Here is a 26115-nt window from a genome sequence, read left to right as displayed (position 1 = left end):
GCCTGCCTGCTCGAACGAGCCGGCAGGCGTGGCGAATCGGCCAAAACCACGGCCATTTCCTCATGCACCCTTGTTCATGCGGTCGTCCGCTTGCTTAATCGGACGACTTGCCGAGGAGTGCAACCATGACCAGCTTTCCCAACGAGCAATTGCCTGCCATGGCGTCGCCGGCCGAGTTGCGCGCGCTGATCGAAGGGCGCCGTGCCGTGCGCCGCTTCACGCCCGAACCGGTGGCGGACGATGTGATCCGCGACTGCCTGGAGCTGGCCGTGCTGGCGCCGAATTCCTGCAACCTGCAGCCCTGGAGCTTCCAGGTCATTCGCGACCCGGCCCTGCTGGCCCGCCTGCACCCGGTCTGCATGGGCCAGAATGCTGCTCGGGCGCCACTGATCATCGCCGTGCTGGCCCGTCCGGACACCTGGCGTCAGGCGTGCCGCAACGTCATCGACTACTGGCCGGAAGCCGAGGTGCCGGCCCGAATCCGCAGTTTCTACAGCAAGACCGCGCCGTTTCAGTACAACCAGGGGCCGCTGGGACTGCTCGGGCTGTTCAAGCGCCAGCTGGTACGTCTGCTGGGGCTGCGCAAGGCCCTGATGCGAACGCCCAACAGCCGGGCGGACATGCGCCTGTGGGCCGTGAAGTCCACTGCGCTGGCGGCCGAGAACCTGATGCTGGCTTTCCACAGCCACGGTTACGCGACCTGCCCGATGGAAGGCTTCGATGAAGTGCGCCTGCGCCGCGTGCTGGAGATTCCGCGCCAGGCCATACCGATCATGCTCCTGGCCGTTGGCCGCCAGGGCGAGAAGGGCGTGTACAACCCGCGCTTGCGCTTCCCGCTGGAGCAACAGGTCACCTGGCTGTAGCCGCGCTTGACCTGGATCAAATCGCCTGATCTTGAATACGGCGTAATCGTCCTTATCTAGTCTTCATCTCGGCGGGTATCGGTTTTCGGGGATGTTGTCCCGGCCCGCTCTTCTGGAGGAAGGACATTTATGCGTATCGATCGTTTGACCAGCAAGCTGCAACTTGCACTCTCCGACGCCCAATCCCTGGCCGTGGGCATGGACCACGCGGCTATCGAACCGTTGCACCTGATGCAGGCCCTGCTCGAGCAGCAGGGCGGTTCGATCAAGCCCCTGCTGATGCAGGTGGGCTTCGACATCAACAGCCTGCGCCAGGGCCTGACCCGCGAGCTGGACCAGCTCGGCAAGCTGCAGAACCCCACCGGCGACATCAATCTGTCGCAGGACCTGGCACGCCTGCTCAACCAGGCCGACCGCCTGGCCCAGCAGAAGGGCGACCAGTTCATTTCCAGCGAGCTGGTGCTGCTCGCCGCCATGGACGAGAACACCAGGCTGGGCAAGCTGCTGCTCGGCCAGGGCGTATCGAAGAAGGCCCTGGAAAATGCCATCGCCAACCTGCGTGGCGGCCAGGCCGTCAACGACCCCAATGTCGAGGAGTCGCGCCAGGCGCTGGACAAGTACACCGTCGACCTGACCAAGCGTGCCGAGGACGGCAAGCTCGACCCGGTGATCGGGCGTGACGACGAGATCCGCCGCACCATCCAGGTCCTGCAACGGCGTACCAAGAACAACCCGGTGCTGATCGGTGAACCCGGTGTCGGCAAGACCGCCATCGCCGAGGGGCTGGCGCAGCGCATCATCAACGGTGAGGTGCCCGATGGCCTGAAGGACAAGCGCCTGCTGTCGCTGGACATGGGCTCGCTGATCGCCGGCGCCAAGTTCCGTGGCGAGTTCGAGGAGCGCCTCAAGGCGGTGCTCAACGAGCTGGCCAAGCAGGAAGGCCGGGTGATCCTGTTCATCGACGAACTGCATACCATGGTTGGCGCCGGCAAGGCCGAAGGCGCGATGGATGCCGGCAACATGCTCAAGCCGGCGCTGGCGCGGGGCGAGTTGCATTGCGTTGGCGCCACCACGCTGGACGAATACCGCCAGTTCATCGAGAAGGACGCCGCGCTGGAGCGCCGCTTCCAGAAGGTGCTGGTGGACGAGCCGAGCGAGGAGGACACCATTGCCATCCTCCGTGGCCTGAAAGAGCGCTATGAGGTGCACCACGGGGTGACCATCACCGATGGCGCGATCATCGCCGCGGCCAAGCTCAGCCATCGCTACATCACCGACCGTCAGCTGCCGGACAAGGCCATCGACCTGATCGACGAGGCCGCCAGCCGCATTCGCATGGAGATCGACTCCAAGCCCGAGGAGCTGGATCGCCTGGATCGCCGCCTGATCCAGCTGAAGATCGAGCGTGAGGCGCTGAAGAAGGAAGACGACGAGGCGACCAAGAAACGCTTGATCAAGCTCGAAGACGACATCGCCAAGCTGGAGAAGGAGTACGCCGACCTCGACGAGATCTGGAAGTCGGAAAAGGCCGAGGTGCAGGGTTCGGCGCAGATCCAGCAGAAGATCGAACAGGCCAAGACCGAGCTGGAGGCCGCACGGCGCAAGGGTGACCTCAACCGCATGGCCGAGCTGCAGTACGGCGTGATCCCCGATCTGGAACGCAGCCTGCAGATGGTCGACCAGCACGGCAAGAGCGAGAACCAGCTGCTGCGCAACAAGGTCACCGACGAGGAAATCGCCGAGGTCGTTTCCAAGTGGACCGGCATCCCGGTGAGCAAGATGCTCGAGGGTGAGCGCGAGAAGCTGCTGAAGATGGAAGGCCTGCTGCACCAGCGGGTGATCGGCCAGGACGAAGCGGTAGTCGCCGTGGCCAATGCCGTGCGCCGTTCACGCGCGGGGCTGGCGGACCCGAACCGACCGAGCGGCTCGTTCCTCTTCCTCGGCCCGACCGGGGTGGGTAAGACCGAGCTGTGCAAGGCGCTGGCCGAGTTTCTCTTCGACACCGAGGAGGCGCTGGTGCGCATCGACATGTCCGAGTTCATGGAGAAGCACAGCGTGGCGCGCCTGATCGGTGCGCCGCCCGGTTACGTCGGCTACGAGGAGGGCGGTTACCTGACCGAGGCGGTACGCCGCAAACCCTACTCGGTGGTGCTGATGGACGAAGTCGAGAAGGCGCACCCGGATGTGTTCAACGTGCTGCTGCAGGTGCTCGAGGATGGCCGGCTGACCGACAGCCACGGGCGTACCGTGGACTTCAAGAACACCGTGATCGTGATGACCTCCAACCTGGGCTCGGCGCAGATCCAGGAACTGGTCGGCGACAGGGAAGCGCAGCGCGCGGCGGTGATGGACGCGGTGAGCAGCCACTTCCGCCCCGAGTTCATCAACCGGATCGACGAGGTGGTGGTATTCGAGCCGCTGGGCCGCGAGCAGATCGCCGGCATCGCCGAGATTCAGCTGCAGCGCCTGCGTGGCCGCCTGGCCGAGCGTGAGCTGAGCCTGGAACTGACGCCGGAGGCGCTCGACAAGCTGATCGCCGTCGGTTACGACCCGGTGTATGGCGCGCGCCCGCTCAAGCGTGCGATCCAGCGCTGGATCGAGAACCCGCTGGCGCAGCGCATCCTGGCAGGCGACTTCGCTCCGGGTGTGCAGGTCAAGGCCAAGGTGGAGGGCGACGAGATCGTCTTCGCCTGATCGGTCGCAGCGGCAAACGACAAGGCCCGCCAATTGGCGGGCCTTTGTTTTTTGTAGCCGGATGAAATCCGCAAAATGGCAGTCAGGTTGCCCCGGATTGCATCCGGGCTACAGGGTCGGCCCCGGACTGTATCCGGCTGTGTGCTAATCCGTAGGAGCGGCTTCAGCCGCGAAGCTCTGAAGCCGCTGCTGCGTAACGTATCAGCAGCAATCGCCCCAGTGTTTCTTCTTCGAGGTGTGGCCGATACCGGGGTTGAAGCTGTTGGTCGGGTCGAGTTCGCGATAGAAGCCCGCCAGCGCCGGCTTGGCCACGTACAGGTGGCCGACGTTGTGCTCGGCCGGATATTCGGCGCGGCGCTCGTCGAGCAGCGCCCACATACGGTGTTCCATCGCGATCGGGTCGTTGCCTTTCTTGACGATGTAGTCCTGGTGGAACACGTGGCAGAAGAAGTGCCCGTAGTAGAGCTTGTGGATGATCTGCTCCTCCATCTCGTCCGGCAGTGTCTCGACCCAGTCGCGATCGTTGCGGCGCAGGGCGATGTCCAGGGCGAGGATGTCCTCGACGCTGCTGCGGTGCGCCTCGCGGTAGCGGATCGCGGCACCGGCGACGGCGAAGCGATGCAGGAACGCCTTGCGGCCTTCCTCGGCGTCGCATTCGAAGTAGGCGCCGCTGTCGCTGCCAGCGAAGAACTCGGCGAGGAAGGCGCGGGTCTGCTCCAGGGTGTCGTTGGATACCCGCACCAGCAGGTGATGCTCGAAGCGGTCGCGGTACTCGCGCATGCGCGCGGGCAGGTGGCTGGGCAGCAGGTTCATCAGCGCCTGGATCACTTTATCGGTCACGCCACGCAGGCCGAAGCGCTCGAAGAACCCGTCGACCCGGCTCTTCATGGCGAAGGCCGCCGGCACCCTGGAAGTGCCGAACTTGTCGATCACCAGAAAGGTGTCCTTGCCGTACTTCTCGCCGATGTCGAAGGCGGTGCGGTGGATGTATTCCCCCGCGATCGGCAGGCGCGGCAGCCTGGCCAGCAGGTGGCGGCGCACCTCGGTCAGGTCGTGCGGGTCGTTGCTGCCGATGTAGAACACCGTGCTCGGTTCCTTCGGGAAGGTGTCCAGGCGCACCGCGAACAGGCACAGCTTGCCGGCCGAACCGGAGGCCTCGAACAGGCGTGACGGGTCGGCATTGAAGCGCGCCGGGGTGTCGGCGTCGACATCGCGCACGTGCTCGCCATAGCGTGCGTCGGAGGCCTTGGCGGTGGCCTCGTTGTGCACCTGTTGCGGGCTGTAGTCGCCCTGCTGCAGGCGGGTGAGGATTTCCTCGGGGCTGTCGCCCAGCTCGATCCCCAGGTGATTGACCAGTTCCAGCGAGCCGTCGTCCTTCACCTGCGCATACAGCGCCAGTTCGGTGTAGGCCGGGCCACGGCGTACCAGGGCGCCGCCGGAGTTGTTGCAGATGCCGCCGAGCACCGAAGCGCCGATGCACGAGGAGCCGATCACCGAGTGCGGTTCGCGATTCAGCGGTGCCAACGCCTGTTCCAGGCGGTCGAGGGTGGCACCAGGCAGGCACACCACCTGCTGGCCATCGTTGATCAGTTGCACGCCGCTGACGCGCAGGGTGCTGATCAGCACGATCTCACGGTCGTAGTCGTCGCCGTCGGGGGTGGAACCGCCGGTCAGGCCGGTGTTGGCGGCCTGCATGATGACGATGCGATCAGCCGCGACCGCCGCCTGGAGAATGCGCCATTGCTCCAGCAGGGAGCCCGGGCGCACCACCGCCAGGACGTTGCCCTCGCCGGTACGGTGGCCCTTGCGGAAGCGTCGTGTGCCTTGCTCGTCGGTCAGCACATGGCTGGCACCGACGATCTGGCGCATCTGCGCCAGCAGGTCTTCACGGCTCGGGGTGTTGGCGGCAGCGGTCATCGACTCAGCGCTCCTTTACCAGCAGGTCCGAGGAGATCTCGGCGATGGACTTGGCTCCCGTCAGCACCATGGCCACGCGCATCTCCTTCTCGATCAGGTCGAGCAGGTTGCTCACGCCGGCGCCACCGGCGGCAGCCAGGGCGTAGATGAAGGCGCGACCGAGCAGCACGGTATCGGCGCCGAGGGCGAGCATGCGCACCACGTCCAGGCCGGTACGGATGCCGGAGTCGGCGAGAATCTTCAGGTCACCCTTGACCGCGTCGGCGATGGCCGGCAGGGCACGGGCGCTGGACAGCACGCCGTCGAGCTGACGACCGCCGTGGTTGGAGACGATGATGCCGTCGGCACCGAAGCTGACGGCGTCGCGGGCGTCTTCCGGGTCGAGGATGCCCTTGATGACCATCGGGCCATCCCAGAAGTCGCGGATCCACTCCAGGTCCTTCCAGGAGATCGACGGGTCGAAGTTGGCGCCCAGCCAGCCGATGTAATCGGCCAGACCCGTGGGGTTGCCACGGTAGGCGGAGATGTTGCCCAGGTCATGCGGCTTGCCCAGCAGACCGACGTCCCAGGCCCACTGCGGGTGAGTCATGGCCTGCAGCACGCGACGCATGGCTGCGTTCGGGCCGCTCATGCCGGAGTGGGCGTCGCGGTAGCGGGCGCCGGGCACGGGCATGTCCACGGTGAACACCAGGGTCGAGCAGCCAGCGGCCTTGGCCCGCTCCAGGGCGTTCTTCATGAAGCCGCGGTCCTTCAGAACGTAGAGCTGGAACCACATGGGCCGGTCGATCGCCGGCGCCACTTCCTCGATCGGGCACACCGACACGGTGGACAGGGTGAAGGGCAGGCCCTTGGCCGCCGCCGCCTTGGCCGCCTGCACTTCGCCGCGGCGGGCGAACATGCCGGTGAGGCCGACTGGCGCCAGACCGACCGGCATCGACATCTTCTCGCCGAACAGCTCGGTGGACAGGTCCAGTTCGGACATGTTCTTCAGCACCCGCTGCCGCAGCTCGATGTCCGACAGGTCGGCGACGTTGCGGCGCAAGGTGTGCTCGGCATAGGCACCGCCATCGACGTAGTGGAACAGGAAGGGCGGCAGCTTGCGCTGAGCGGCGGCGCGATAGTCGGTAGAGGCAGAAATGATCATGGGCTCATCCTGTTGCTGAAAAAGGGGAAGCGTAGCCTGACGGCAAGAGCCCCGGCATGGCCGGGGCGCAGTGGAACCTTGTGCTCAGCGGGCGACCAGCGGGTCGCTGATGCCCAGTACGTAGATCGCGACCAGCGCGATGATGCCGGTGAACAGCACGTAGTACAGCGTCGGCCAGATGGTCTTGCGCAGGGTACTGCCTTCGCGACCCAGCAGGCCAACGGTGGCCGATGCGGCGACCACGTTGTGGATCGCCACCATGTTGCCGGCGGCGGCGCCCACGGCCTGCACCGCGACGATCAGGGCGCTGGAAATGCCCAGGCTGCTGGCCACGCCGAACTGGAACTGGCTGAACATCATGTTGCTGACGGTGTTGGAACCGGCGATGAACGCGCCCAGGGCGCCGATGCTTGGGGCCAGCAGCGGGTAGATGCCGCCGACGCTGTCAGCGACCCAGCGCGCCATCAGGATCGGCATGCTGGCCAGTTCGGCACCGTTGACGCCGGAGTTGATCAGGATGCGCACCATCGGCACGGTGAACAGCAGCACGAAGCCGGCGCTGAGCAGCACGCTGGAGGATTCCTTGACGGCCTTGCCCAGGTCACGCGCTTTCATGCCGTGCAGGAAGAAGGTGGCCAGTACCACGGCGACCAGAATGCCGCCTGGCAGGTACAGCGGCTGGAAGCTGGCGCTGACGCCGGCTTCGCCGAGCAGGTCGGGGAAGTTCACCACCACGGCTTTCAGGGCGTTGCCCACCTGCGGGAACACGCGGCTGATCACCAGCAGGGCACCGACCAGCACGTAGGGCAGCCAGGCGCGCAGTGCGCTCATCGGCTTGGCGGTCAGCTCGTCCAGTTTCATCTCGACGCTGCCCAGCCATTCGCTCGGCCACTTGTCCGCCGGGGCGAAGTCCCAGGTCTGCTTCGGTACCAGGAAGCCGACGCGTGCGGCGCTGGTGACGATGGCCAGGCCGATCAGGCCGCCCAGCAGGGAGGGGAATTCCGGGCCGAGGAACACGCCGGTGAAGACGTAGGGGATGACGAAGGCGAAACCGGCGAAGATGGCGAACGGCAGGACTGCCAGGCCGGCTTTCCAGCTTTTCTCGGCACCGAAGAAACGGGTCAGCATCATCGCCATGATGGTGGGCATCAGGACGCCGACGGTGGCGTGGATGATCGCCACTTCACTGGTGATCAGTTGCAGGAACTGCGCCCAGGAGGAACCTTGCTCCACCAGGTGGGCGCCGATGGTCGCGGTATCCAGGCCGGTGTTGACGCCGACGATGATGGGCGTGCCGACCGCGCCGAAGGATACCGGCGTGCTCTGAACCAGCATGCCCATCAGCACTGCGGCCATGGCCGGGAAGCCGATGGCCACCAGCAGCGGGGCGGCGATGGCGGCTGGGGTACCGAAACCCGAGGCGCCCTCGATGAAGCAGCCGAACAGCCAGGCGATGATGATGGCCTGGATGCGACGGTCAGGGCTGATGGTGGTGAAACCGGCACGAATGGCGGTGATGCCGCCGGAATGCTTGAGGGTGTTCAGCAGCAGGATCGCGCCGAAGATGATCCACAGCAGGCCGAGGGTGATCAGCAGGCCTTGCAGGGTGGAGGCCAGCACGCGGTTGAGGCTCATGTCCCAGGCGAACAGGCCGACGGCGGCGGTGACCAGATAGACCAGCGGCATGGCGCGCTTGGCCGGCCAGCGCAGGCCGATCAGCAGGATGGCGGCGAGCAGGATCGGCGAGAACGCCAGCAGGGCGAGAATTCCGTTGGACATGGGGCTTACTCCGCGGCAAGGCGCACGCGGCGCAGTAGCAGGGGGGATGCGGTATTCGGCAGACGTGCAGCGCTATGGGGCTTCATGGCGTGACCTCGACGACTCGTTCTTGTTATTGAATCGGGTTAATTGGTAAGACCAATTTACAAAACAGCCGGCTCAGGTTAAAAGTCGATCAATGCGCTGTCAAATCGCAGGGCTAAGACTTTGGTCGTAGAATGCTGTCTTGTTCGTCGCGGGGCGGCGCTATAGGCTTGCGCCATGCTGCATATGGCCTGGTCAAACCAATGGAGAAGCGCGCAATGGAAGTAGGTCTGGTGCGACAGCGTCGTCTCTCGGACGACATCGTCGCGCAACTGGAAACCATGATTCTCGAAGGCACCCTGCGTGCCGGCGAGCGGCTGCCTGCCGAGCGCGCACTGGCTGAGCAGTTCGGCGTGTCACGTCCGTCCCTGCGCGAGGCGATTCAGAAACTGGTGGCCAAGGGGTTGCTGGTCAGCCGTCAGGGCGGCGGCAACTATGTGGCCGAATCACTGGGCTCGACCTTCAGCGACCCGCTGTTGCACCTGCTGGAGAACAAGGAGGATGCCCAGCGCGACCTGCTGGAGTTCCGCCATACGCTGGAAGGTTCCTGTGCCTACTACGCGGCCCGGCGAGCCACCGATATCGACCGGCAACGGCTGAGCGAGGCGTTCGAGGCCTTGCAGGACTGCTACTCGCGCGCTGGCAAGGTCACGCGGGCCGAGGAGGGCGCGGCCGATGCGCGCTTCCATCTGGCGATTGCCGAAGCCAGCCACAATGCCGTGCTGCTGCACACCATCCGCGGGCTGTTCGATCTGCTCAAGCGCAACGTGGTGACCAACATTGGTGGCATGTATGCCCAGCGCGAAGAAACCCGCGACATGCTGATCAGTCAGCACCGGGCGCTGTTCGAGGCGATCATCGAAGGGCGTGCGGAGGACGCGCGCGACCTGTCCAACCGGCACATCGACTATGTGCAGGAAGTGCTGGCGGAAGTTCAGCTGGAGGCTCGGCGCGTGGCGCGAGCGCAGCGTCGGCAGGGACTATAGGCGGCTACAAGCTACAAGCTACAAGCTACAAGCTACAAGCTGGAGCCAGAGTCGCTGTGAAAGCGCTCATGGCTCGCAGCCGCTGTCAGTCGTCCTTGCCCTTGCTGCGCATGGCGCGCTGGACTTCACGGTTGGCGTCGCGCTCTTTCTCGACGTGACGCTTGTCGAAGTCCTTCTTGCCCTTGGCCAGGGCGATCTCGCATTTGACCAGGTGCTGTTTCCAGTACAGCGACAGGGCGACGCAGGTGTAGCCCTTCTGCTGCACGGCACCGAACAGCTTGTCCAGCTCGCGCTTGTTCAGCAGCAGCTTGCGCGTGCGGATCGGGTCGGCGATGACGTGGGTGCTGGCGGTTTTCAACGGGGTGATATGCGCCCCCATCAGCCAGGCTTCGTCGTCCTTGAGCAGTACGTAGCTGTCCACCAGCTGGGCCTTGCCGGCGCGCAGGCTCTTCACTTCCCAGCCAGCCAGGGCGACGCCCGCCTCGAACTTCTGTTCGACGAAATAATCGTGCAGCGCCTTTTTGTTCAGCGCGATGGTGCCTTGTGGATGTTTCTTTTGCTTAGCCATAGGGCGCGCATTATAGGGAGTCGCCCGCGCCTGCGCCATGGGGCTTTACCGAGCCAAGCTTGAGCCTGTCCGGCTAATCTTCGACAATGCGCGATCTTTTTCCCGTAGTGATGGGGTGTTGGCCGTAATGGCGAGCGACAACGTTTCGATTCATGGCGCCTGGGCCAGTCGTTGGGTATTCATTCTGGCGGCTACCGGCTCGGCAGTAGGCCTCGGCAATATCTGGAAGTTCCCCTACATGACAGGGGTCTATGGCGGCGGTGCATTCGTCGTCATGTACCTGTTCTGCATCGCCCTGGTGGGCGTGCCGATCATGCTGGCGGAAACCCTGATCGGCCGGCGTGGCCGGCAGAGCCCAGTCAATTCGATGAAGAGCCTCGCCATCGAGGCGGGCGCGTCGAAAGGCTGGTCGCTGGCGGCGCTGGGCGGCATGGTCGCAGCCCTGCTGATCCTGTCCTTCTATAGCGTGGTGGCCGGCTGGTCGCTGGACTACATCCTCAGCATGGGGCGTGGCGACTTCACCGGCATCACCGCCGAAGGCGCCGGTGCGGCGTTCGGCGGGCTGACTGCGGACCCCTGGCGGCTGACCCTGTGGCACAGCCTGTTCATGCTGATCACCGCGTTCGTCATCGCCAAGGGCGTGGTCGCAGGGCTGGAGCGCAGCCTGCGCATCATGATGCCGCTGCTGTTCGTGCTGCTCCTGGTGCTGCTGGGCTACAGCTTTACCACCGGGCACTTCCGTGAAGGCTTCGACTTCCTCTTCCATTTCGACGCCAGCAAGGTGCAGGGTGGCATTCTCGCCGCCATGGGACATGCCTTCTTCACCCTGAGCGTCGGGGTTGGCTCGATCATGGTGTACGGCGCCTACATGCCGAAGAAGGCATCGATCGGCGCCACGGTGCTGACCGTCGGCCTGCTCGATACCCTGGTCGCGCTGACCGCCGGTCTGGCCCTGTTTCCCATCGTCTTCGCCGCCGGCCTGGAGCCGGGCGGTGGTCCGGGGCTGATGTTTGTCACCCTGCCGATCGCCTTTGGCAACATCGCCTTCGGCCAGGTGATGGGACTGATCTTCTTCGTCCTGGTGGCCGTGGCGGCGTGGAGTTCGTCGATCTCCATGCTCGAGCCGGCAGTCGCCTACTTCGTCGAGAAGAGCGGACGCAGCCGTGCCCTGGTCACAGCGGTGCTGGCGCTGCTGTGCTGGCTGGTCGGCATGGGCACCGTGCTGTCGTTCAACGTCTGGGCCGAGGCCAAATTCTTCGTCTTCGCCGAGGATGGCTTCCACCTGCTGCAGTGGGGCGCCGAGGGCGGCAAGACCTTCTTCGATAGCATCGACTACCTGACCAGCCGCATCCTGCTGCCGCTGGGTGGCCTGGCGTTCGCCCTGTTCGCCGGTTGGGTGCTCAGCCGTGATTCGGTGCGTGACGAGTTGGCGATCAAGAGCCCGTTGCTGTTCAATCTCGCCCTCTGGCTGATTCGCGTCGTGGCGCCGATCGGCGTTCTGATCGTTTTCATCGCGGAGCTGAGCAAGTAAATGACTACTCGAATCCAGCGCTCGGCGTTGCTGCCTTATCCGGCGCAGGCGCTGTTTGACCTCGTCAACGATGTCGCCAGCTACCCGCAGTTCCTGCCGTGGTGCCGCGCCAGTGAAGTGCTAGAGGTCAGCGAGACGCACATGCTGGCCAGTCTCGAGGTGGCCAAGGGCAGCATCAGCCAGCGTTTCGTCACGCGCAATGTGCTGCAGCCCGGGCAGCGCATCGAGATGAACCTGCAGGAAGGACCGTTCACCAGCCTGAACGGTGTCTGGGAGTTCAAGGCGCTGGGCGACAAGGCCTGCAAGATCAGCCTCGATCTGACCTTCGACTACGCCGGGCCGCTGGTGCGCGCTACCCTCGGGCCCCTGTTCAACCAGGCGACCAACACCATGGTTGATGCCTTCTGTCAGCGAGCCAAGCAACTCTATGGATAAGCCGAGCATTGCGATCGAAGTGGTCTACGCGCTGGCCGAACGGCAGAAGCTGCTGCGCCTGTCGGTGCCGGTCGGCACCACGGTGCGTGAGGCGGCGCTGCGCTCCGGCATGCAGCAGTTCTTTCCCGAGCTGGATCTGCAGCAGGCGCCGCTGGGCATCTTCGGCAAGACGGTCAGCAAGCCGGAGGAACGCGAGCTGGTCGAGGGGGAGCGCGTGGAGATCTACCGCCCGCTGATCGCCGACCCGAAAGAGGTGCGCAAGCAGCGGGCGGCCAAGGCCAAGGCCCGGGAAGAGGGCGACGAGTCGGCCTGAGGTACAGCGTTTGCTGCACGTGGCGAGCGGACATGAAAAAGCCCGGAGCGAGTCCGGGCTTTTTCATGTCTGGGTGTTACTGCGGTTCGGTGTCCAGCGGCTCCGGCGTTGGTACCGGTACGGTTTCCACCTGGTCGACTTCGCGCTGGATCTGCTCGAGCAGCGAGCCTGGTGCTGGCGGCGTGTCGTCCTGCGGCTTGGCCTGCGGCTGCGTACTGGTGGTATCGCTGTCCTGGCCAAGGATGGCCTGGTCGCGGCTTACGCCGGGCATGAAGTCGCCGGCCAGGCCGACCAGCTGGTCGCTGCCGTCGAAGACCAGGCTGACGCGTTCCTGCAGGCGCTGACCGCCACCTGGCTGGATGCTGTAGAGATAATCCCAGCGATCGGCATGGAAGGTGTCGGTGATCAGCGGGTTGCCCATGATAAACCGCACTTGGCGTCGGGTCATTCCGGGACGCAGCTGGTCTATCATGTCCTGTGTCACGACATTGCCCTGTTGAATGTCGATCTTGTAAACCCCGGGGAATGAACAACCGGCGAGTGCGAAGAGCCCGGTCAGCGACAGGCTGGTCAGCAAGAGCTTGGTTTTTTGCATCGGAGGGTGACTTCCACTATCTTGGGCAACTTGAACCCCGGATCATACCCGTATTGAAGGGTGCTGCGAAACAGCATCCATGAGAAAGCAGACCATGGTTGAAAATAACGAACTGCGCAAAGCTGGACTGAAGGTGACTCTGCCACGGGTCAAGATCCTGCAGATGCTCGACAACGCCGAGCACCGTCACATGAGTGCGGAAGATGTCTACAAGGCACTGATGGAGGCAGGCGAGGACGTCGGCCTGGCGACCGTCTACCGCGTACTGACCCAGTTCGAGGCGGCGGGCCTGGTGGTTCGCCACAACTTCGACGGTGGCCATGCGGTATTCGAACTGGCCGACAGCGGCCATCACGACCATATGGTCTGTGTGGATTCCGGTGAGGTGATCGAGTTCTTCGATGCCGAGATCGAGAAGCGCCAGAAGGAAATCGTGCGTGAGCATGGCTTCGAACTGGTCGATCACAACTTGGTGTTGTACGTACGCAAGAAGAGCTGATGCTTCTGCTGCGATGAAAAAGGCGACCCTCGGGTCGCCTTTTTATTTATTGGGCTCGGGAGTCGTGCCCGATTGCAGGCCGTGACGCCGGGCCTGCTACACCCGGCTGCGGCGATGGTTGTCTCAGGCGGCCTGCGCGCTGGTGACCATCTTGCGCGCGTGCGCAAGGGATTCTTCGGTCAGGTCGACGCCGCCGAGCATGCGCGCGATTTCCTCGACGCGGCCGTTCTCGTCCAGTCTGCTCACGGCCGTGGACGTGGCCTCTTCGCCGCGGCGCTTGTGGACGAACAGGTGCTGATGGCCCTGTGCAGCCACCTGCGGCAGGTGGGTCACGCAGAGGACCTGGCCGCGCTCGCCCAGGCGGCGCAGCAGTTGCCCGACGACCTCGGCGGTCGGGCCGCCAATGCCGACATCCACTTCGTCGAAGACCAGCGTCGGGACGCGCGAGGTCTGTGCGGTGATCACCTGGATTGCCAGGCTGATACGTGACAGCTCGCCGCCCGAGGCCACCTTGGCCAGGCCGCGCAACGGTTGGCCGGGGTTGGCGCTGACCAGGAATTCCACGGTTTCCAGGCCATTGGCCTGCGGCTCTTCGCTGTTCATGCTCTGCAGCTGGATGCTGAAACGCCCGCCGGGCATGCCCAGTGCCTGCATCTCCTGCTCGACGGCTGCGGCCAGGCGCTCGGCGGCGCTGCCGCGCAGTGCGCTGAGTTCGGCGGCCTTCTCCTGGTAATGGCGGGCGTAGGCGGCCAGTTCCTCGGCCAAGCGCTCGCTGGCCTGGTCGTCGGCATTGAGGCTCTCCAGTTCCTCGAACAGTCGTTGCTGGAGGGCGGCCAGCTCGGTGGGCTGGATGCGGTGCTTGCGGGCCAGGGTGTAGATGGTGTCCAGGCGTTCTTCGAGGTACTGCTGGCGCTGCGGGTCGGCATCGAAGTGATCGACGAAGCGGTTCAGTTCGCCCACGGCCTCCTCGACCTGGATCTGCGCGCTGGCCAGCAGGTTGCTCGCTTCGCCCAGCGCGCCGCCCTGGCCGCCAAAGGCGCCAAGCCGGTTGAGGCTGGCGGTCAGCGCCGACAGCACGTTGCCGGCATCGCTTTCGCTGCACAGCTCGAGTACCTGGCGACAGGCACCGAGCAGCGCTTCGGCATTGCTCAGAGCCTTGTGTTCGCGCTCCAGCTCGTCCAGTTCGTTCTCGCCCAGGGCCAGGTTTTCCAGTTCTTCCAGCTGGTAGCTGAGCAGCTGGTGGCGGGCGCGCTGCTCGTCACCCTGGCTGGAAATGCGCTGCAGGTCGTTGCGCGTCTGCTTCCAGCGCTGTGCGGCCAGCTGCACCTGGCGCGCCAACTCCTGGCTGCCGGCGTACTCGTCGAGCAGGCGGCGGTGGGTGTCGCTCTTGAGCAGCGACTGGTGTTCATGTTGGCTGTGGATGTCGATGATCAGCTCGCCGAGCGCCTTGAGGTCGGCTTGCGGGCAGGGGCTGCCGTTGATGTAGCCGCGCGAGCGCCCCTCGGCGGTGATCACCCGGCGCAGGATGCACGGGCCGTCGCTGTCCAGGTCGCGCTCGGCGAGCCAGCTGCGGGCTTCGGGGATCTCCGCCAGGTCGAAGCTGGCGAGGATGTCGGCCTTGTCCGCGCCGGGGCGCACCACGCCGCTGTCGGCACGGTCGCCCAGGCACAGGCCGAGGGCATCGAGCATGATCGACTTGCCGGCACCGGTCTCGCCGCTGATGGCACTCATGCCGGCATCCAGCTCGAGGTCCAGGTGGTCGACGATGGCGTAGTTGTGTATGGACAGGTGCACCAGCATGGCGAACGCTCCCGAATTTGATGTCTGGTTATTTATACAGTGTTTTTTCTTTCCCTGACAATCCTCCTCTATCGCCCCTTGAAAGCTGTGGATTTGACTCCATATAGGCGGGCAGGTGCGCGGGCCGGACTCGCGCCGATTCATTCGAGAGGAGATAGGCATGGCTGACGAACAGAACCTGGATACGCAGAACCCCGAGGCTCAGGCGGCCGAGAATGTCGCGCCGAGCGATGACCTGGCGGCTCGCGTGCAGGCACTGGAAGAGCAGCTGGCTGCAGCGCAGGACCAGTCGCTGCGCATGGCGGCCGAGCTGCAGAATGTGCGTCGTCGCGCCGAGCAGGACGTGGAGAAGGCGCACAAGTTCGCCCTGGAAAAATTCGCCAACGACCTGCTGCCGGTCGTCGACAGCCTGGAACGTGGTCTGGAGCTGTCCAGCCCGGACGACGAAGCGATCAAGGGCGTGCGCGAGGGCATGCAACTGACCCTCAAACTGTTCATCGACACCCTGGCGCGTCATCAGCTGGAAACGCTGGACCCGCATGGCGCTCCGTTCAACCCGGAGCATCACCAGGCCATGGCGATGGAAGAGAGTGTCAACGTCGAGCCGAACTCGGTGCTCAAGGTGTTCCAGAAGGGCTACCTGCTCAATGGCCGCCTGCTGCGCCCGGCCATGGTCGTGGTGAGCAAGGCGCCGACCACGCCGCCGCCGTCCATCGACGAGCAGGCTTGAAATTTTCGGGGGCGACCCCATTTCTGAGTCAAGCGTTTTAGTGCTACCGGCGCCTGCGAAGCGAGGCGACGGAAAAATCAAAGTTTCGGGAGAATTTTCATGGGCAAAATCATCGGTATCGACCTGGGGACCACCAACTCCTGCGTCTCCATTCTGGAAAACGGCAACGTCAAGGTGCTGGAGAACGCCGAAGGCGCTCGCACCACGCCGTCCATCATCGCTTACGCCAACGACGGCGAAACCCTGGTTGGCCAGTCGGCCAAGCGCCAGGCCGTGACCAACCCGCACAACACCCTGTATGCGGTGAAGCGTCTGATCGGTCGTCGTTTCGACGAGGATGTCGTGCAGAAAGACATCCAGATGGTTCCGTACAAGATCGTCAAGGCTGACAACAACGACGCCTGGGTCGAGGTCAACGGCCAGAAGATGGCCCCGCCGCAGATCAGCGCCGAAGTGCTGAAGAAGATGAAGAAGACCGCTGAGGACTACCTCGGCGAGCCGGTCACCGAAGCGGTGATCACCGTTCCGGCCTACTTCAACGACAGCCAGCGTCAGGCCACCAAGGATGCCGGTCGCATCGCCGGTCTGGACGTCAAGCGCATCATCAACGAGCCGACCGCGGCTGCGCTGGCCTATGGCATGGACAAGGCCAAGGGCGACCACACCGTGATCGTCTATGACCTGGGTGGCGGTACCTTCGACGTGTCGGTGATCGAGATCGCCGAAGTCGACGGTGAGCACCAGTTCGAAGTGCTGGCCACCAACGGCGACACCTTCCTCGGTGGTGAGGACTTCGACATTCGTCTGATCGACTACCTCGTCGACGAGTTCAAGAAAGAAACCGGCATGAACCTCAAGGGTGACCCGCTGGCGATGCAGCGCCTGAAGGAAGCTGCCGAGAAGGCCAAGATCGAGCTGTCCTCGAGCCAGCAGACCGACGTCAACCTGCCGTACATCACTGCGGATGCCAGCGGTCCGAAGCACCTGAACGTGAAGATCTCCCGCTCCAAGCTGGAGTCGCTGGTCGAGGACCTGGTGCAGCGCACCATCGAGCCGTGCCGCACCGCGCTGAAGGATGCCGGCATCGACGTCAGCAAGATCGACGACGTGATCCTGGTCGGTGGTCAGACTCGCATGCCGCTGGTGCAGAAGACCGTTGCCGAGTTCTTCGGCAAGGAGCCGCGCAAGGACGTCAACCCGGACGAAGCCGTGGCCATGGGCGCTGCCATTCAGGGCGCGGTACTGGCCGGTGACGTCAAGGACGTGCTGCTGCTGGACGTTTCCCCGCTGACCCTGGGTATCGAAACCATGGGTGGCGTGATGACCGCGCTGATCGAGAAGAACACCACCATCCCGACCAAGAAGTCGCAGGTGTTCTCCACCGCCGACGACAACCAGAGCGCCGTGACCATTCACGTGCTGCAGGGCGAGCGCAAGCAGGCGGCGCAGAACAAGTCCCTCGGCAAGTTCGACCTGGCCGAGATTCCGCCGGCTCCGCGTGGCGTGCCGCAGATCGAAGTGACCTTCGATATCGATGCCAACGGCATCCTGCACGTGTCCGCCAAGGACAAGGCCACTGGCAAGCAGCAGTCCATCGTGATCAAGGCCAACTCCGGTCTGTCCGAGGAAGAGATCGAGCAGATGGTGCGTGACGCCGAGGCCAACGCCGAGGAAGACCGCAAGTTCGAAGAGCTGGCCACTGCGCGCAACCAGGGCGACCAGCTGGTGCACGCCACCCGCAAGATGCTCACCGAGGCGGGCGACAAGGCGACTGCCGACGAGAAGGCCGCCATCGAGAAAGCCATCGGTGAACTGGAAGTCGCACTGAAGGGTGACGACAAGGAAGCCATCGAGGCCAAGATGAACGCCCTGTCCGAGGCCACCACGCCGCTGGCGCAGAAGATGTACGCCGAGCAGCCGCAAGCCGGTGCCGCCCAGGCGGACGCCGGTGACGCCAAGGATGCCGGTGACGACGTGGTCGACGCTGAGTTCGAAGAGGTCAAGGAGAACAAGTAAGGGATGCGCGCACGCCTTTCGCCCCTCCGGGAGCGAAGGGCGTGTCGCCCTCTGCTTTTCGCTCCGCCGTCGCATCTGGCGGTCAGGATACGCCGCGCGGGAGCCTTCTCCCGCGTCGGCGTATCTGGAGCTCACGAATCTGAGAGTGCAGCACAACTATGGCAAAACGAGACTATTACGAGGTTCTGGGGGTCGAGCGCGGCGCCAGTGAGGCCGAGCTGAAGAAGGCCTATCGGCGTCTGGCGATGAAGTTCCACCCGGACCGCAACCCGGACGACAAGGAGGCGGAGGAGAAGTTCAAGGAGGCCAACGAGGCCTACGAGGTGCTCTCCGACGCCAGTAAGCGCTCGGCCTATGACCAGTACGGGCATGCCGGGGTCGATCCGCAGATGGGCGGTGGCGCCGGCGCCGGTTTCGGTGGCGCCAACTTCTCCGACATCTTCGGCGACGTGTTCAGCGATTTCTTCGGCGGTGGCGGTCGCGGCGGTTCGCGCGGCGGCGCCCAGCGTGGCAGTGACCTGCGCTACACCCTGGAGCTGGACCTGGAAGAAGCCGTGCGCGGCACCACCGTGACCATTCGCGTGCCGACCCTGGTGGGTTGCAAGACCTGCGATGGCTCCGGCGCCAAGAAGGGCACCAGCCCGGTGACCTGTACCACCTGCGGTGGTATCGGCCAGGTGCGCATGCAGCAGGGCTTCTTCTCGGTGCAGCAGACCTGCCCGCGTTGCCACGGCAGCGGCAAGATGATCACCGACCCCTGTGGCAGCTGCCATGGTCAGGGGCGCGTGGAAGAGAGCAAGACGCTGTCGGTCAAGGTGCCGCCAGGTGTCGATACCGGTGATCGCATCCGCCTGTCCGGCGAAGGCGAGGCCGGCGCGCATGGCGGCCCGGCCGGTGACCTCTATGTGGTGGTCAACGTCCGTGAACATGCGATCTTCCAGCGCGATGGCAAACATCTGTACTGCGAAGTGCCGATCAGCTTCGCCGACGCGGCGCTGGGTGGCGAGCTGGAAGTGCCGACCCTAGACGGCCGGGTCAAGCTGAAGATTCCGGAAGGCACCCAGACCGGCAAGCTGTTCCGCCTGCGCGGCAAGGGCGTGGCCCCGGTGCGCGGTGGTGCGGCCGGTGACCTGATGTGCCGTGTCGCGGTGGAGACGCCGGTCAACCTGACCAAGCGTCAGCGCGAGCTGCTCGAGGAGTTCCGCAAGTCGCTGCAGGGCGATGATTCCCACTCGCCCAAGGCCAGTGGCTGGTTCGAAGGCGTCAAGCGCTTCTTCGGCGACGTTTAATTGAGCGGCAAGCCACAGGCGACAGGCTGCAAGAGACTCTTGCACTTGGCCTGTGGCTTGAAGCCAGCAGCTTGGAGCTGATGTTATGCAACGTATTGCAGTGATGGGCGCCGCCGGGCGCATGGGCAAGACCCTGATCGAAGCCGTGAGCCAGGCCGAGGGCGCGAAGCTCAGCGCGGCCATCGACCGTGCCGACAGCAGCCTGATCGGTGCCGACGCAGGCGAGCTGGTCGGGCTGGGCAAGATCGGTGTGACGCTGGCCGGTGAGCTGGCGGCGGTGGTCGATGATTTCGACGTGCTGATCGACTTCACCCATCCCTCGGTGACGCTGAAGAACCTGGAAGTCTGCCGTCAGGCCGGCAAGGCCATGGTCATCGGCACCACCGGCTTCACCCCGGAGGAGAAACAGCTGCTGAGCGAGGCGGCCAAGCAGATTCCCATCGTCTTCGCCGCCAACTTCAGCGTTGGTGTCAACCTGTGCCTGAAGCTGCTCGACACCGCCGCGCGCGTGCTGGGTGACGATGTGGACATCGAGATCATCGAAGCCCATCACCGCCACAAGGTCGATGCCCCGTCGGGCACGGCGCTGCGCATGGGCGAGGTGGTCGCGGATGCCCTGGGGCGTGATCTGCAGAAGGTCGCCGTGTATGGCCGTGAAGGGCAGACCGGGGCGCGTGAGCGCGAGACCATCGGTTTCGCCACCGTGCGTGCCGGCGATGTGGTCGGTGATCACACCGTGCTGTTCGCTGCCGAGGGCGAGCGCGTGGAGATCACCCACAAGGCCTCCAGCCGCATGACCTTCGCCAAGGGCGCGGTGCGTTCGGCGCTCTGGCTGCAGTCGCGTTCGCCAGCGCTGTACGACATGCAGGACGTGCTGGGGCTGCGTTGAGAAATGTGTGACGGAAGCGTCCTGGCGGGTGGACCGAAAAAGGGTTTTCCTGTAAGCTTCCTGTTTTAGTGTGTCCACTAAAAGTTACGCAGAATGGCTCAAATAAAAAAGCGGGATGACCTTCACACGTCATCCCGCTTTTTTACAACCTGCGTTTGCTTCAAGCCTTGATCGTGACGGAGGTCTTCTTGACTAAGCCAGCCCCCAAACCTGCCATTTTAGCCCTTGCTGACGGCAGTATTTTTCGCGGCGAATCTATCGGGGCCGATGGCCAGACCATCGGAGAGGTGGTGTTCAACACCGCCATGACCGGCTATCAGGAAATCCTTACCGATCCATCCTACGCCCAGCAGATCGTTACCCTGACCTACCCGCACATCGGCAACACCGGCACCACGCCGGAAGATGCCGAGTCCAACCGTGTATGGGCCGCCGGCCTGATCATTCGCGACCTTCCGCTGATCTCCAGCAACTGGCGCGACAAGCAGCCGCTGGACGAGTACCTGAAAGAGAACGGTACGGTCGCCATCGCCGGTATCGATACCCGTCGCCTGACCCGCATCCTGCGCGAGAAAGGCTCGCAGAACGGCTGCATTCTGGTTGGCGCTGAGGCCACCGAAGAGAAGGCGCTGGAGCTGGCACGCAGCTTCCCGGGCCTCAAGGGCATGGACCTGGCCAAGGAAGTCACCTGCGACAAGCCCTACGAGTGGCGCTCCAGCGTGTGGAGCCTGGAGAGCGACAGCCATCCGCAGATCGCCGCTGCCGACCTGCCGTATCACGTGGTCGCCTACGACTACGGGGTCAAGCTGAACATCCTGCGCATGCTGGTCGCGCGCGGCTGCCGCCTCACCGTGGTGCCGGCCCAGACACCGGCCAGCGAAGTGCTGGCGCTGAATCCCGATGGCGTGTTCCTGTCCAACGGCCCAGGCGACCCCGAGCCCTGCGACTACGCGATCAAGGCGATCAAGGACGTGCTGGAAACCGACATTCCGGTATTCGGCATCTGCCTCGGCCACCAGTTGCTGGCGCTGGCCTCCGGCGCCAAGACCCTGAAGATGGGCCACGGCCACCACGGTGCCAACCACCCGGTACAGGACCTCGACAGCGGCGTGGTGATGATCACCAGCCAGAACCACGGTTTCGCCGTGGACGAAAGCAGCCTGCCGGGCAACGTGCGCCCGATCCACAAGTCGCTGTTCGACGGCACCCTGCAGGGCATCGAGCGTACCGACAAGGACGCCTTCAGCTTCCAGGGTCACCCCGAGGCGAGCCCGGGCCCGCACGACGTGGCCCCGCTGTTCGACCGCTTCATCGAAGCCATGGCCAAGCGCCGCTAAGCCCCGCCGACTGACCTAAGGATTCGAGTAACGATCATGCCAAAACGTACAGACATCAAAAGCATCCTGATCCTCGGTGCCGGCCCCATCGTCATCGGCCAGGCCTGCGAGTTCGACTACTCCGGCGCCCAGGCGTGCAAGGCGCTGAAGGAAGAAGGTTTCCGCGTCATTCTGGTGAACTCCAACCCGGCCACCATCATGACCGACCCGGCCATGGCCGACGCCACCTACATCGAGCCGATCAAGTGGGCCACCGTGGCCAAGATCATCGAGAAGGAGCGTCCGGACGCACTGCTGCCGACCATGGGTGGCCAGACCGCGCTGAACTGCGCGCTGGATCTGGAGCGCCACGGCGTGCTGGAAAAGTTCGGTGTCGAGATGATCGGTGCCAACGCCGACACCATCGACAAGGCCGAAGACCGTTCGCGCTTCGACAAGGCGATGAAGGACATCGGCCTGGCCTGCCCGCGCTCGGGTATCGCCCACAGCATGGAAGAAGCCTACGGCGTGCTGGAGATGGTGGGTTTCCCCTGCATCATCCGTCCGAGCTTCACCATGGGCGGCACCGGCGGCGGCATCGCCTACAACCGTGAAGAATTCGAGGAAATCTGCGCCCGTGGTCTGGACCTGTCGCCGACCAACGAGCTGCTGATCGACGAATCGCTGATCGGCTGGAAGGAATACGAGATGGAGGTGGTCCGCGACAAGAAGGACAACTGCATCATCGTCTGCTCCATCGAGAACTTCGATCCGATGGGCGTGCACACCGGCGACTCGATCACCGTCGCGCCGGCGCAGACCCTGACCGACAAGGAATACCAGATCATGCGCAACGCCTCGCTGGCGGTGCTGCGTGAGATCGGCGTGGAAACCGGTGGCTCCAACGTGCAGTTCGGCATCTGCCCGAACACCGGGCGCATGGTCGTGATCGAGATGAACCCGCGCGTATCGCGTTCCTCGGCGCTGGCCTCCAAGGCCACCGGCTTCCCGATCGCCAAGATCGCCGCCAAGCTGGCCGTCGGCTACACCCTGGACGAGCTGCAGAACGACATCACCGGCGGGCGTACCCCTGCCTCGTTCGAGCCGTCGATCGACTACGTGGTGACCAAGGTTCCGCGCTTCGCCTTCGAGAAATTCCCCAAGGCCGACGCCCGCCTGACCACCCAGATGAAATCCGTGGGCGAGGTCATGGCCATCGGCCGCACCTTCCAGGAGTCGGTGCAGAAAGCCCTGCGCGGTCTGGAAGTCGGCGTTGCCGGTTTCGATCCGAAGCTCGACCTGAACGACCCGGAAGCCGAGAGCACCCTGCGTCGTGAGCTGACCGTGCCCAGCGCCGACCGCATCTGGTACGTGGCCGATGCCTTCCGCGCCGGCAAGAGCGTCGCCGAAGTGTTCGACCTGACCCGTATCGACGAGTGGTTCCTGGTGCAGATCGAGGATCTGATCAAGGACGAAGCCACCGTGCAGACCCTGGGTCTGTCGGCCATCGACTACGACCTGATGTTCAAGCTCAAGCGCAAGGGCTTCTCCGATGCGCGTCTGGCCAAGCTGCTCGGCGTTTCCGAGAAGAGCCTGCGTGCCCATCGCCACAAGCTGAAAGTGCTGCCGGTGTACAAGCGCGTGGATACCTGCGCTGCCGAGTTCGCCACCGACACCGCCTACATGTACTCCACCTACGAGGAAGAGTGCGAGGCCAAGCCGAGCGGCCGCGACAAGATCATGATCCTCGGCGGCGGTCCCAACCGTATCGGCCAGGGCATCGAGTTCGACTACTGCTGCGTGCATGCGGCGCTGGCCATGCGTGAAGACGGTTACGAGACCATCATGGTCAACTGCAACCCGGAAACCGTCTCCACCGACTACGACACTTCCGATCGCCTGTACTTCGAGCCGGTGACCCTGGAAGACGTGCTGGAAATCGTCCGTGTCGAGCAGCCCAAGGGCGTCATCGTCCAGTACGGCGGCCAGACTCCGCTGAAGATCTGCCGCGCCCTGGAAGAAGCCGGTGTACCGATCATCGGTACCAGCCCCGAGGCCATCGACCGTGCCGAAGACCGTGAGCGCTTCCAGCAGATGGTGCAGCGCCTGAACCTGCGTCAGCCGGCCAACGCCACCGCGCGCAGCGAAGACGAGGCCCTGGCCCTGTCGAAGAACATCGGCTACCCGATGGTGGTGCGTCCGTCCTATGTACTGGGCGGCCGGGCGATGGAAATCGTCTACCAGGAAGAAGAGCTCAAGCGCTACATGCGCGAAGCGGTGAAGGTCTCCAACGACAGCCCGGTGCTGCTGGATCGCTTCCTCAACTGCGCCATCGAGGTGGACGTGGATGCGGTCAGCGACGGCGAGACTGTGGTCATCGGCGCGATCATGCAGCACATCGAACAGGCCGGCGTGCACTCCGGTGACTCCGCCTGCTCGCTGCCGCCGTACTCGCTGCCGGCACACATCCAGGACGAGATCCGCGAGCAGGTCAAGAAAATGGCCCTGGAACTCGGCGTGGTCGGTCTGATGAACGTGCAGATGGCCGTACAGGGCGAAGACATCTACGTCATCGAGGTGAACCCGCGCGCCTCGCGTACCGTGCCGTTCGTCTCCAAGTGCGTCGGCGAGTCGCTGGCCAAGGTGGCGGCGCGCGTCATGGCAGGCAAGAGCCTGGCCGAAGTGGGCTACACCAAGGAAATCATTCCGCCGTTCTTCAGCGTCAAGGAAGCGGTGTTCCCCTTCGCCAAGTTCCCGGGTGTCGACCCGATCCTCGGCCCGGAGATGAAATCCACCGGTGAGGTGATGGGTGTCGGCGACAGCTTCGGTGAAGCCTTCGCCAAGGCCCAGGTCGGTGCCAGCGAAATCCTGCCGAACACCGGCTGTGCCTTCATCAGCGTGCGCGAGGATGACAAGGCCGAGGCCGTGCAGGTCGCTCGCGACCTGGTCAGCCTGGGCTTTGAAGTCGTCGCCACTGCCGGTACCGCCAAGGTGATCGAGGCCGCCGGCCTGCCGGTACGCCGTGTGAACAAGGTGACCGAAGGTCGTCCGCACGTGGTCGACATGATCAAGAACGACGAGGTCACCCTGATCATCAATACCACCGAGGGGCGTCAGTCCATTGCTGACTCCTACTCGATCCGTCGTAACGCCCTGCAGCACAAGATCTACTGCACCACCACCATCGCGGCGGGTCAGGCGGTCTGTGAGGCGCTCAAGTTCGGTCCGGAGAAGACCGTGCGTCGGCTGCAGGATCTGCATGCAGGAATCAAGGCATGAACAAGTACCCCATGACCGTCCAGGGCGCTCGCGCCCTGGAAGAAGAACTGGCGCACCTGACCAAGGTGCGTCGTCCGGCCCTGAGCCAGGCGATCGCCGAGGCGCGTGAGCTGGGTGACCTCAAGGAAAACGCCGAATACCATGCCGCCCGCGAGGAGCAGGGCATGGTCGAGGCGCGCGTGCGTGATATCGAAGGTCGTTTGCAGAATGCGGTGATCATCGATGTCACCACCATCGAGCACACCGGCAAGGTGATCTTCGGTTCCACCGTGGAAATCGCCAACGTCGAGACCGACGAGAGCGTGACCTATCGGATCGTCGGTGAAGACGAAGCCGACATCAAGCAGGGCAAGATCTCCGTTGCATCTCCCATCGCGCGCGCCCTGGTGGGCAAGAGCGAAGGCGATGTCGTCGGCGTGCAGACCCCCAGTGGCCTGGTCGAGTACGAGATTGTCGAAGTCCGCCACGTATAAGCCGCGCCAGTCGTCACGGGCCTCCGCTGTCAGCTGGCAGCTGGCCCAGACCCTCTGGGTCGGCGGCATCTGGGTGTTGCAGTTCATCGTCCTGCCGGCCATTGAACAGGCCGGCCTGGCGCCTTTGCTGGTGCAGGAGATCGCGGCGCGCCTGATGCCGCTGCTGGTGGGCCTGGCGGCAGTGGGCGTTGCCCTGCAGGCACTGGCGCTGCTGCGTGTCGAAGGGCTGGCCAGCTTGCTGCGGGATGTGCGCGGGCAGCTGCTGCTGACCGTCGCGGCGATGGCGCTGAGTCATTTCGCCGCGCTGCACTACTGGCCTGGGGCCGAGTACTGGCTACGCTTCAGCTATCTGGTCATGGCATTCTGCGGGTTGCTGCTGGTGCTGCAACCCGTGCCGGGGAAAGAGCGGCCATAAGCCGCAAGCGACAAGCCTCGAGTAAAAGCAGCGCGAAGCGCCTGGCGTACTTGAGTGGCAGGACGTTTATCCTGATTTGCTTGCAGCTTGCAGCTTGCAGCTTGCAGCTTGCAGCTTGCAGCTTGCAGCTTGCAGCTTGCAGCTTGCAGCTGGTTCAGCCCTGGTAGCGAATGACGTTGGACAGGTTGCGATTCGGCTTGGGGTTCTTGCGATAGAGCAGGGCGACCTTGCCGATCGACTGGACCAGTTCAGCGCGGCCGCTTTCGCACAGGGCCGCGATGGCGGCCTGGCGGTCCTCGCGTTCGGCGAGGCGCAGCTGTACCTTGATCAGCTCGTGATCGTTCAGGGCACGGTCCAGCTCTGCCAGCACGCCCTCGGTCAAACCATTGTCGGCCACGATCAATACAGGTTTCAGGTGGTGGCCGATAGATTTGAATTGTTTCTTCTGCTCTTGAGTGAGCGGCATAATCGTTAGTACCTAATTCGGTCTGGAAAACGGC

Annotated in this window: 22 protein-coding genes; 15 read left to right on the top strand and 7 right to left on the bottom strand. The window is 64.2% G+C overall.

Features of this window, described 5'->3' with window-relative positions; translation table 11 throughout:
• The first annotated feature begins 125 nt into the window (after positions 1 to 125).
• Positions 126 to 863 carry a nitroreductase family protein gene (locus tag FIV02_RS19420; protein WP_152489538.1) on the top strand — a complete coding sequence of 246 codons (738 nt, stop codon included), beginning with the start codon at positions 126 to 128 and terminating at the stop codon, positions 861 to 863.
• A 129-nt stretch (positions 864 to 992) separates the two neighbouring features.
• A complete protein-coding gene (gene clpB / locus FIV02_RS19415) occupies positions 993 to 3557 on the top strand; it encodes an ATP-dependent chaperone ClpB (protein WP_152489537.1) in 2565 nt (854 codons plus the stop codon).
• 201 nt (positions 3558 to 3758) lie between these two features.
• Here clpB and dld read toward each other — a convergent pair whose 3' ends face one another.
• From dld to FIV02_RS19400, 3 genes are all read right to left on the bottom strand, one after another.
• A complete protein-coding gene (gene dld, locus FIV02_RS19410) occupies positions 3759 to 5474 on the bottom strand; it encodes a D-lactate dehydrogenase (protein ID WP_152489536.1) in 1716 nt (571 codons plus the stop codon).
• Between the two features lie 4 nt (positions 5475 to 5478).
• On the bottom strand, positions 5479 to 6618 hold the full coding sequence (gene lldD / locus FIV02_RS19405) for an FMN-dependent L-lactate dehydrogenase LldD (protein WP_037050879.1): 1140 nt from the start codon (positions 6616 to 6618) through the stop codon (positions 5479 to 5481).
• Positions 6619 to 6702: 84 nt separating this feature from the next.
• Entirely contained in the window at positions 6703 to 8397 is a 1695-nt protein-coding gene (locus tag FIV02_RS19400; RefSeq protein WP_037050877.1) for an L-lactate permease, read from the bottom strand.
• 302 nt (positions 8398 to 8699) lie between these two features.
• Between FIV02_RS19400 and FIV02_RS19395 the strand changes: the two genes are divergently transcribed.
• Positions 8700 to 9467, top strand: a complete 768-nt coding sequence (locus tag FIV02_RS19395) for an FCD domain-containing protein (RefSeq protein ID WP_037050875.1) — start codon at positions 8700 to 8702, stop codon at positions 9465 to 9467.
• Between the two features lie 85 nt (positions 9468 to 9552).
• Here FIV02_RS19395 and smpB read toward each other — a convergent pair whose 3' ends face one another.
• Positions 9553 to 10035 (bottom strand): SsrA-binding protein SmpB, encoded by a 483-nt coding sequence (gene smpB, locus FIV02_RS19390; protein WP_037050873.1) that lies wholly within the window; start codon positions 10033 to 10035, stop codon positions 9553 to 9555.
• A gap of 127 nt (positions 10036 to 10162) precedes the next feature.
• Between smpB and FIV02_RS19385 the strand changes: the two genes are divergently transcribed.
• From FIV02_RS19385 to FIV02_RS19375, 3 genes are read left to right on the top strand one after another with little or no spacing between them, the layout of a single operon-like run.
• Positions 10163 to 11566 carry a sodium-dependent transporter gene (locus FIV02_RS19385; protein ID WP_037050868.1) on the top strand — a complete coding sequence of 468 codons (1404 nt, stop codon included), beginning with the start codon at positions 10163 to 10165 and terminating at the stop codon, positions 11564 to 11566.
• On the top strand, positions 11567 to 12001 hold the full coding sequence (locus FIV02_RS19380) for a type II toxin-antitoxin system RatA family toxin (RefSeq protein WP_037050863.1): 435 nt from the start codon (positions 11567 to 11569) through the stop codon (positions 11999 to 12001).
• On the top strand, positions 11994 to 12314 hold the full coding sequence (locus FIV02_RS19375; RefSeq protein ID WP_152489535.1) for an RnfH family protein: 321 nt from the start codon (positions 11994 to 11996) through the stop codon (positions 12312 to 12314). Before FIV02_RS19380 ends, FIV02_RS19375 begins: the two co-directional genes overlap by 8 nt.
• A gap of 76 nt (positions 12315 to 12390) precedes the next feature.
• On the opposite strand, the gene FIV02_RS19370 is transcribed toward FIV02_RS19375, so the two are convergent.
• A complete protein-coding gene (locus FIV02_RS19370) occupies positions 12391 to 12909 on the bottom strand; it encodes an outer membrane protein assembly factor BamE (protein ID WP_037050859.1) in 519 nt (172 codons plus the stop codon).
• Between the two features lie 94 nt (positions 12910 to 13003).
• Here FIV02_RS19370 and fur point away from each other — a divergent pair, with 94 nt between their 5' ends.
• Positions 13004 to 13408, top strand: coding sequence for a ferric iron uptake transcriptional regulator (gene fur / locus FIV02_RS19365; RefSeq protein WP_037001567.1), 405 nt, complete (start codon positions 13004 to 13006; stop codon positions 13406 to 13408).
• 123 nt (positions 13409 to 13531) lie between these two features.
• Here the strand turns inward: fur and recN are convergent, their stop codons facing one another.
• Positions 13532 to 15208 (bottom strand): DNA repair protein RecN, encoded by a 1677-nt coding sequence (recN, locus tag FIV02_RS19360; protein WP_150606480.1) that lies wholly within the window; start codon positions 15206 to 15208, stop codon positions 13532 to 13534.
• A gap of 160 nt (positions 15209 to 15368) precedes the next feature.
• Between recN and grpE the strand changes: the two genes are divergently transcribed.
• The 8 genes from grpE to FIV02_RS19315 all read left to right on the top strand — a co-directional run bounded on the left by grpE (position 15369) and on the right by FIV02_RS19315 (position 25615).
• Complete coding sequence (grpE, locus tag FIV02_RS19355) at positions 15369 to 15938, top strand: nucleotide exchange factor GrpE (RefSeq protein WP_037050856.1); 570 nt, start codon at positions 15369 to 15371, stop codon at positions 15936 to 15938.
• Positions 15939 to 16037: 99 nt separating this feature from the next.
• A complete protein-coding gene (gene dnaK, locus FIV02_RS19350) occupies positions 16038 to 17954 on the top strand; it encodes a molecular chaperone DnaK (RefSeq protein WP_047592267.1) in 1917 nt (638 codons plus the stop codon).
• A gap of 158 nt (positions 17955 to 18112) precedes the next feature.
• Positions 18113 to 19243 (top strand): molecular chaperone DnaJ, encoded by a 1131-nt coding sequence (gene dnaJ, locus FIV02_RS19345; RefSeq protein WP_037050852.1) that lies wholly within the window; start codon positions 18113 to 18115, stop codon positions 19241 to 19243.
• Positions 19244 to 19328: 85 nt separating this feature from the next.
• A complete protein-coding gene (gene dapB, locus FIV02_RS19340; RefSeq protein WP_134675650.1) occupies positions 19329 to 20132 on the top strand; it encodes a 4-hydroxy-tetrahydrodipicolinate reductase in 804 nt (267 codons plus the stop codon).
• Between the two features lie 188 nt (positions 20133 to 20320).
• A complete protein-coding gene (gene carA, locus FIV02_RS19330) occupies positions 20321 to 21469 on the top strand; it encodes a glutamine-hydrolyzing carbamoyl-phosphate synthase small subunit (RefSeq protein ID WP_152489534.1) in 1149 nt (382 codons plus the stop codon).
• Positions 21470 to 21505: 36 nt separating this feature from the next.
• Complete coding sequence (gene carB / locus FIV02_RS19325) at positions 21506 to 24727, top strand: carbamoyl-phosphate synthase large subunit (RefSeq protein ID WP_037050844.1); 3222 nt, start codon at positions 21506 to 21508, stop codon at positions 24725 to 24727.
• Positions 24724 to 25200 (top strand): transcription elongation factor GreA, encoded by a 477-nt coding sequence (greA, locus tag FIV02_RS19320; RefSeq protein WP_037050841.1) that lies wholly within the window; start codon positions 24724 to 24726, stop codon positions 25198 to 25200. The genes carB and greA overlap by 4 nt, the downstream gene beginning before the upstream one ends.
• Positions 25178 to 25615, top strand: coding sequence for a DUF4149 domain-containing protein (locus tag FIV02_RS19315; RefSeq protein ID WP_152489533.1), 438 nt, complete (start codon positions 25178 to 25180; stop codon positions 25613 to 25615). The genes greA and FIV02_RS19315 overlap by 23 nt, the downstream gene beginning before the upstream one ends.
• Before the next feature lie 154 nt (positions 25616 to 25769).
• Here the strand turns inward: FIV02_RS19315 and yhbY are convergent, their stop codons facing one another.
• Positions 25770 to 26081 carry a ribosome assembly RNA-binding protein YhbY gene (gene yhbY, locus FIV02_RS19310; protein ID WP_152489532.1) on the bottom strand — a complete coding sequence of 104 codons (312 nt, stop codon included), beginning with the start codon at positions 26079 to 26081 and terminating at the stop codon, positions 25770 to 25772.
• Positions 26082 to 26115: the final 34 nt, after the last annotated feature.

The organism is Pseudomonas sp. THAF187a, from assembly GCF_009363395.1.
Classification (GTDB): domain Bacteria; phylum Pseudomonadota; class Gammaproteobacteria; order Pseudomonadales; family Pseudomonadaceae; genus Aquipseudomonas; species Aquipseudomonas khazarica.
Note: the sequence above shows the minus strand (reverse complement) of the source record. Positions and strands in the feature narration are given on the sequence as shown.